The organism is Candidatus Nomurabacteria bacterium, assembly GCA_020632395.1.
Taxonomy (GTDB): Bacteria; Patescibacteriota; Dojkabacteria; order SC72; family JAHDCA01; genus JACKFQ01.
The window spans coordinates 23,032-29,581 of record JACKFQ010000008.1 but is presented as its reverse complement, the minus strand read 5'-3'; the positions used below and the strand labels follow the sequence as shown (position 1 = coordinate 29,581).

Annotated in this window: 4 protein-coding genes; 1 reads left to right on the top strand and 3 read right to left on the bottom strand. The window is 43.0% G+C overall.

Going from position 1 to position 6,550, the window contains the following annotated elements:
- The 3 genes from H6763_04255 to H6763_04245 all read right to left on the bottom strand — a co-directional run.
- On the bottom strand, positions 1–490 hold a 490-nt coding region (locus H6763_04255; protein MCB9804011.1), incomplete at its 3' end, for a hypothetical protein.
- A 151-nt stretch (positions 491–641) separates the two neighbouring features.
- Positions 642–1,733 carry a hypothetical protein gene (locus H6763_04250; GenBank protein ID MCB9804010.1) on the bottom strand — a complete coding sequence of 364 codons (1,092 nt, stop codon included), beginning with the start codon at positions 1,731–1,733 and terminating at the stop codon, positions 642–644.
- A gap of 349 nt (positions 1,734–2,082) precedes the next feature.
- Complete coding sequence (locus tag H6763_04245) at positions 2,083–3,339, bottom strand: fibronectin type III domain-containing protein (protein MCB9804009.1); 1,257 nt, start codon at positions 3,337–3,339, stop codon at positions 2,083–2,085.
- A gap of 72 nt (positions 3,340–3,411) precedes the next feature.
- On the opposite strand from H6763_04245, the gene H6763_04240 reads away from it, so the two are divergent.
- A complete protein-coding gene (locus tag H6763_04240) occupies positions 3,412–6,093 on the top strand; it encodes a carboxypeptidase regulatory-like domain-containing protein (protein ID MCB9804008.1) in 2,682 nt (893 codons plus the stop codon).
- Positions 6,094–6,550 lie beyond the last annotated feature (457 nt).

The following is a 6,550-nucleotide window of genomic DNA, read 5'->3' as shown; positions in this document are numbered from 1 at the left end:
CTAAATTGGTTACAGTAAAAGACTCTGTGTCTGAAGTGAATCCTTCGTCAGTGGATAAAAATATCTTCACATTGTATTCACCTAGTGCTACATCATTTGGAACTGTGATAGTAAATGGGATGGTGACGTTCACTTGTGGCTCTAGAGTCACTACATCAAAAGGTAGTGTGACCCATTTTGATGCAGAGTAGGGTGCAAGAGCATCATCTTCAGGGCTCAGAGGTGTTGATGTCCCGGGATAATCCTCTATTTGGTCAAAACCACTAACATATATATAGTATGTCAAAGTGTCTATACCGAGATTGGCAACCTTGAAGCTGTCTTCGTAAACTTCTCCTGGTTCAAGCTGTAGTTTCTCTCCGTTCAGTGGTGGTGTTGAAAAAAGTGTCAGGTCATCTGAATCTTGAGCGAAAGACGAATTAGTGCTTAAAAGAGAGAAGATGGTAATGAACGTAAGGGTTAGTAATGACCTTAGTATATTTTTTGACATGAACAATCAGTTTGATAATTAATGCCTACCATTATTGCAAGAAATCGAAGCTGAGAGAAGTCTTTGTATACATAGGATCTGAAATATGAACGACGAGAGAAAAGGGGGCAGACGCCCCCTTTTTCAGCTCACTTGAATAACTAAAGCACGATCAATAGTAACCACCACAAATAAATGTGACAGTTTCCGAATATGAACCTGCTTGTGCACCTGAACCTGCTTTTGCTCCGTAAGTGATTGTTGAAGTGTCACCACCAGTCTCAGCAGATGCTTGGTAGGTCAACATCTGTGCACCTGAATAAGTTCTATCCAATGCACCGAATTGACCTGCTGTTCCTGTAGCAAAGTCTGCGGCTACAGTAGCACCAGAAGCTGCAGATGCAGTCAAACCAAATCCTTCAGTGGTATTAAGATCGATCGTCCCAGAACCTGTAGATGCGAGTAGGTCTGTAGTTGCAGAAGACTTCCAAAGACCAGCGTCTGTTGATCCGTCTCCCTCACCATAAACAGCCCAGTAGTAACCCTCTGCTGTTGTGGAGGTGGAGGCAGAGATCGTGTGAGTACCAGTAACATAGGCACCACCTGCATACAAGGTACCAAGCGCTACTGAGTTAGAACTCAGAGAACAGGTCACCGTTTGAGCAGCTGCAACTGTCGCAGTCACTGTGACATCAGGATTTGTCAATAATTGAACTCCAAATGTCATGGTATCAACGTTTGCACCCTCTGTTAAAGTAACTGAAACTAAGTGTGATCCGTTTGTACTCGTGCCAAGTTCACCAGTCGTGCCATCGGTCAAGGAAAGACCGTATACAGAACCATTTGTGATGGCTGTGATACCTGTAACAGTGATCTTATCACCAGTAGTTGTTCCATTACCCTGAGTACAAGTAGCTGCAAGAGTACCTGGCAATGCAGCTGAGATGTCGTGACTACCTCCATCGTCAGCTACTGAGGCTGTCACACCGGCTTCTGTTAGATCTGTTGCAGTTCTACACCACTCCGTATCATCGGCAATTGGAAATTCGATTGTCAATGTAGGAGTTGTGAAGGACTGAGAGGGTTGTATCGCAAATACATACGTTGCACCCGCGGTTCTACCAGCTGCGATGTCGTCTATCAGCATATATGCATTTATCATTGCTGCTGCATCTGCATCCTTTGACAGCAACGGAGCACCTACTGCTGTTAAAAGTAGTGCCATCACTAATGTTAGTGTAAGCACCGTTTTATTTCTTTTCATTAGGGCAGTAAGAAATAAATTAATTAATTGATTGCGGAATGTGTACACACAATCCGAGTCAACCGCCTCAAGGATGCGTTGCCAATCCATAAGGATGTTAACTCATTATCTATACAATCATGTATCCAGGAGGGTGTCAATAGCTATATATTGTGTTTTCTTGCGTCATAATGGGCATAGTTTGTGTACACCTGTTAAGGAGGTGTGTTTTGTAGATCTAACCGAACACTTTTTTATATTGACAGAAAATGGTTATAGATAAACTAATAGATGATAGATGAGTAAAATGATTGTGCAAAAATTTACACCATGAAAATGGGGCGAAATACCTTCAGATCGTCTAAGGAAATCAGTATCTACCTACCGCAACTATCGTTATTTCTTCTGTATAATCTGTGTCTGCTGGAGCTGAATTACCTGCCTTCGCTTTGACCCACATAGACACACGACCTGCATCGGTCGGGCCGTCCGATCCGAATAGCAGTAAAAGGTCTGTGTCTACTATTCCTACATTATTACCAGCCCCATTGTAGTTCGTAGCAATTGTTATCGTACCTAAGGAACTTTGTCCTGAATATGTTTCCTCATAAGTTTCAGTTCCTGAATAGTCGTAGTTTTGAAGACCAAAACCCTCGGGATCTGCGGAAAGATCTTCTGTGGCTGATGTGATCGTGTATGTTTGATTCGCACTGTAAAGACCTCCATACAGACCTTTATGTGCTACGGCAGCTCCACCTTCAGCATTCGTTTCCAGATCCATCCAAATCAGGTCAAGATTCGTCTGAAGTGCCCCACCTGAGATCAATTTATAATCTCCGGTGAAACTTATCCCATACGGTGCACTCGTCTCCGGAGTACTCTCCGCCATATCTGTGATGTCGATATCAAATGTGATCAGAGCATTTGCAGTAGTAGCCGATGCGGATGGGCTAGGGGTGGACTCGGTGAAATCACCATGCAATGCCGTGATCCTTACATAATATGTAGTGTTGCTCTGGAGTCCTTTTATATTGAAAACTGGTGTCTCCCAATCGCTCTCGGTCAGATAATCAGCTAATTGCCTATCTGCCAGATCCTTTGGTTTGTATGAAGTACCGTCGATCTGTTGGATATCACTAACAAAGTCATCTGTAGAGATCTGTACACCATATAGTGTATCGCTAGGATTGTTTTGGGTGTCGATCTCAAATCGAGCTTTGTTGTAACAACCGTCTGTACCGCATACCCTTACCATACCATTACTATTGAGATATGCAGGTCCTGTGGTGCAGTTCGAGCTTCCAGTAGAGGTGGTCTCAAAACACGCAACTATGGGTGTATTGGCTAGGAACTCATTTGTAGTCCCTGGTCGTAATTGATATGAGGAGGTAGTATCTCTAGGATTACCAGAAAAATCTCCAATAGTAGCAAACAATCCGAGATCCGTCGTACCGGTAGGTACCTGACCACCCGCATCGATAACTGCACCATCTATACGATAATCAGTAGACTCTAAGGTTTCAGCAAATACCACTCCCGTCATAGCAAACAGAATCACACCTATTACATATATATATGTATCAACTGTCGTGGCAATTCTCCGAAATGTTTTGAAAGATAGCATCATTCCTTTGTCTTTGTACCTTATTTGTGTATTATTATACTATCATACATCGATGTAATATACAGGGTAAGTGCCATGAGTAAATCTGCTCGTCATATAGCGGTTACGCTTCGCTTGAGAGGTGTGAAACAATTTATGATCTTCCTTATGGCCATACTGCTTTCCATCTTGGCCCTGTTCCACATCTCGACAGTCACTCAAGCAGGCACGATATCAGCGTATTATCTCTTTGCAAACAGTAGTCGAGTGGCAATAAGTACAGGATGGGCTTTTACCTTGGCTTTTGAACCAACACAAAATTTTCCACCCGGCTCTACAGTATCTATATCCTTTGATGATAACGATGATGGCTACTGGTGTCGTACACCTGGGGGTATGTCTGTTGTTGGTACAACATCATCCCCAGTAGATCTGTCTGGAGGTTCATGGGCGATCGACCAAGCTCTGCCGGGGTTGATATATGCAAACTGTACACAGGGGAGTGGGTCGCTATCATCTGATGAGATATTGATAGAGAATGTAGGGCCATTGGTGAATGGAGTGACATACGGTGTAGATGTTTTTGGTAATACAGGGGTTTTGGGAACATCGATATCAACAGGAGGTCACCTGATCACTTTGAATATCGATAGTGGGGCTCTCAACGACACTTCAGATTTTCTACTTATGCTGCAAAACAGTACATCCGTCAATATTACAGCACAAGTACTACCACTCCCTGTATGTAGTACAAACAACGACTGCACATATCCCTTCCAGATCTGTGATGGGATCTCTCAGTGTTCTGCCTGTACGACTGACGCGCAGTGCAGTTATGGCGACATCTGTTCTTTGGGTCTATGTATAAGGGATCTGACATGTGGAACAAATGATGATTGTAATTTCCCGAGCGAGATATGTTCAGCAACTAACGAATGTGCACCGTGTACACTAGATAGTGAATGCGGAGTAGGAAATGAATGTGATCAACTTACGGGTACTTGCCAAGCGATACCTCCTCTGGAATGTACTGTAAATGCACAGTGTGGATATCCGTATGAGATATGTGATGGTACATATAACTGTAACCCATGCTCTACAGATCTACAGTGTAATACAGGTGATGTATGTACAAACAATGTTTGTGTCACACCGGAACCACTCGAGTGTACTGTGAATTCCCAATGTGCATACCCTTACGAAGTTTGTAATCCTGCAAATGTATGCGAACCTTGCGTAGTTGATTGGCAATGTAATACCGGACAGGCATGTATAGCGGGTGTTTGTCAGGCTCCTTATGAATGTTTAACAAATACCGACTGCCAATTTCCTGAGGAGATCTGCGATATAGATAATGAATGTACACCTTGCAATTTCAGCTATGAATGTGGGCAGGGTAACAGTTGTGAAGACGGTTTATGCGTGGCGATCCCTCCTGCGGAGTGCACCACAAATACCCAATGTGAGTATCCTTCAGAGGTTTGTATAGATGGGTCATGCACACAGTGTGTATTTGACACTGATTGTTCGGGAGAGGATCTCTGCCAATCAGGTATATGTGAACCTCCGCCTCCGTTACAATGTACAGTCAATGAGCACTGTAATTTCCCAAAGTTTGTTTGTTCTCAGGATAACAAGTGTAAGAAATGTGCAAATGATGATGAATGTGGAGTAGGTTATGAGTGTAAACCTACAGGATGTTTGCTTATACAGGAATTTGATGGTGGTGAACCTGTCGTACCTGTTTCTGCAGTTGGATGGTGGGAGAACTTACTAGATGATATTGGACTTGAACCTGAAAGATTTCAGGAAGCTATACAGGATGTCGCAGAGATCGCACCTGTAGCGTATGTGGCAAATGTCGCCACATCAGCTTTTGTGAGCATGGGTCTACTAAACATGACATTTCTAGAAGCTCCGGTGATCATTTTGCGAGGGGCTTTTGGTTTGCTGACATTACTGGGTATCAGGCTTCATGGTCAACAGTACGGTTATGTTTATAATGCAGTTACTAAAGAACCTCTGGCTAATGCTCTGGTGCGTCTCTTCAAGAAGGATGAAAGAACAAATAAAAAGACAATGGTAAGGACTAGCGTGACTGATGCGTTTGGAGTATTTGATGCAGAATTGGAGCCAGGCATCTACAGTATCATAGTAAGCAAATCAGGGTATAAGTTCCCTTCGTGGATAGTTAGGTCATTGGCAGATTATCCTCTCGATAATGTTTATCATGGAGATGAGTTTGAGGTGAACAAAGAGGTACAGATCTACTATTCGATCCCTGTTGACCCTACAGAGAACAGTTTCGCAAAGGTCTTTACAGCATTGCTTAAAGAGAGGGTTCGACTTGCCGTAAAATTCCTCCAACTACTCCTACTAGCATTTGGATTTTCATTCTCCCTCTTACTATTACTCAGTATTCCTGTTTTTGTGAATTTTGTCATCTGCCTGCTATATATACCTACGATCTTTCTGACACTCTTTTCTTTGAGGTACACACCACCTGAAATGGGAGTTGTGAATGACAGTAGTGGTAATCCAATTAAAGGTCTATCGATAGGGTTATATGATCTAACTCAGCAGAGATATATCTCTAAAAGAGTTACAGATAGCGATGGAAAATTCAGGTTTGTCGTACCAAGAGGTAGTTATGTACTTAAGCTGTTGGACCGGGATTTTGAGATCGTAGCTCGACAAGAGAATATAGTTGATAGCAAGCGTGAAAAGGATATGATCGTAATTGCTGATCGACTAACTGTAGCTACTGTAGGGGCTTAGGTTCCCAGATCATAATCCGCATGGCTAGGAGAATTTTGAGATAGCTTGATACATGTAGCTAGTTCTTAGGATCGGTCGATCATGAAAACCTTTATACAACAAGGTTAGGTCTGTGTTCAGGTAAGGATCCTCACTGCCCTGACACGTCATTTATTTACCAATATGTCCGGAAATACGCGTCATACAAAGTTATTGATCTGTGTGTAGCTATCCGCTTAGGTAGAGCAATCGTAGTGTGTCGAGCAATCGCGATGTGTCGGGCTATCACGGTATGTCGAGCTATCACAGTGTGTCGAGCTATCGCAGTGTGTCGAGCAATCGCGGTGTGTCGAGCAATCGCAGTGTGTCGAGCTATCACAGTGTGTCGAGCTATCACGGATACGAAACAACCTCGGTATAAGAAACTATCGAGATCGATCAGTTATTGGCGAAAATCACATACGAATTTTGCACAATT

What these genes read in the sequence shown, in the direction of transcription:
- H6763_04250 (MCB9804010.1), bottom strand. Translation starts at nt 1,733, where the DNA reads ATGAAAAGAAATAAAACGGTGCTTACACTAACATTAGTGATGGCACTA.
- H6763_04245 (MCB9804009.1), bottom strand. Translation starts at nt 3,339, where the DNA reads ATGATGCTATCTTTCAAAACATTTCGGAGAATTGCCACGACAGTTGAT.
- H6763_04240 (MCB9804008.1), top strand. Translation starts at nt 3,412, where the DNA reads ATGAGTAAATCTGCTCGTCATATAGCGGTTACGCTTCGCTTGAGAGGT.